The sequence below is a fragment of the Caballeronia telluris genome (genome assembly GCF_001544495.1).
Lineage (GTDB): Bacteria > Pseudomonadota > Gammaproteobacteria > Burkholderiales > Burkholderiaceae > Caballeronia > Caballeronia telluris.
This window is the reverse complement of sequence record NZ_FCNZ02000127.1, coordinates 1-1,291: the sequence shown is the minus strand read 5'-3', so window position 1 is coordinate 1,291 and position 1,291 is coordinate 1. Positions and strand designations below refer to the sequence as shown.

Annotated in this window: 1 protein-coding gene; it reads right to left on the bottom strand. The window is 60.0% G+C overall.

From position 1 onward, the window contains the following. Positions 1 to 259: 259 nt before the first annotated feature. Complete coding sequence (locus AWB66_RS32520; protein WP_087634052.1) at positions 260 to 1,117, bottom strand: PA4780 family RIO1-like protein kinase; 858 nt, start codon at positions 1,115 to 1,117, stop codon at positions 260 to 262. Positions 1,118 to 1,291 lie beyond the last annotated feature (174 nt).

Genomic DNA, 1,291 nt, shown 5'->3' with positions numbered 1-1,291 from the left:
TGGCCGAATCCGGTCCTAAATCGACTGATCGGCGCGGACCCCCGCCAGTCGAGCGATTCCAGCAAACTATTGCATCGACCGGTCGAATCCGCCGGCCAAGCGGACGTCCACCTTGGTGCCTTGCGACCGAATGCTCAGCCATTTCAGCCAAGGGCCCGTCGCCGTGAAACGCTTAAGGATGCGAACTACCGTGAAGGTCTTCCCAGACACCCTCGAAGACCTTTACTTTCAGGAAATCGTCGGGGCACATGGAGCACGGTTACCGGCCTGCATTCAGTTCCTGCTGTCGCCGCGCTCGCGCGTCCTCCTCAAGACGTGTCTCTTCGAGTTCCAGCAGCACGCCGTCGAGGTCTAAAGGTCGCGTGTCGACCTCGATGCGACCGGTCAGCTTGGCATCGACATGCAGCCGGCCTGCTTCGAAGAGCGTCCAGATCTCCGGGCCATAACTCGCTGTGAGTATTTGCGGGGCAAACCGTCCGAAGTACGTGGCCAGGTTGTCAACGTCTCGCTTGAGCATCGAGGCGGCTTCATTGTTGCCGGCTGCGTCGACGGCCTGTGGCAGATCAATGATCACCGGCCCGTCCGCTGCAAGCAGGATGTTGTATTCCGACAGGTCGCCGTGGATCACCCCTGCGCAGAGCATCCGGACAACCTGGTTCAGCAGAAGCGCGTGCAGTTCGAGGGCGCGGGCTTCGGTCAGATCGACATCGTTGAGCCGTGGTGCGACATCGCCCACTTCGTCGATCACCAACTCCATAAGCAACACGCCGTCGGTACAAATATAGGGTTGCGGCACGCGCACACCTGCGTCGGCGAGGCGGAACAGCGCGTCGACTTCAGCGTTCTGCCATGACGCTTCCTGCATCTGACGGCCGTAGCGCGTACCTTTTTCCATCGCCCGCGCTTGCCGGCTGTTCTTGACCTTGCGACCGTCCCGATACGACGCGGCTTGCCGAAAACTACGTTGATTCACGTCCTTGTAGACCTTTGCGCAACGTGTCGATTCGCCGCTGCGCACGACATAGACGGTTGCCTCCTTCCCGCTCATCAACTGGCCGATGACTTCGTCGATAAGGCCTTCCTCGAGAAGCGGTGCAAGTCGTTTGGGTATTTTCATACGATCGCCGGCCGTGAATGGCGCGCAGAGGTATGCGCGACCAACAAACCGATGAATCGAGCAGCCGGTGCTGGCGGCCGTAAGCTTGCTGCATGGGAGATGAATGGAGTCATGCCGGATTATAAGGGTGGCCGAGGACGAGCCGACGCAAATGTCCCGGCGACTGCGTAGATG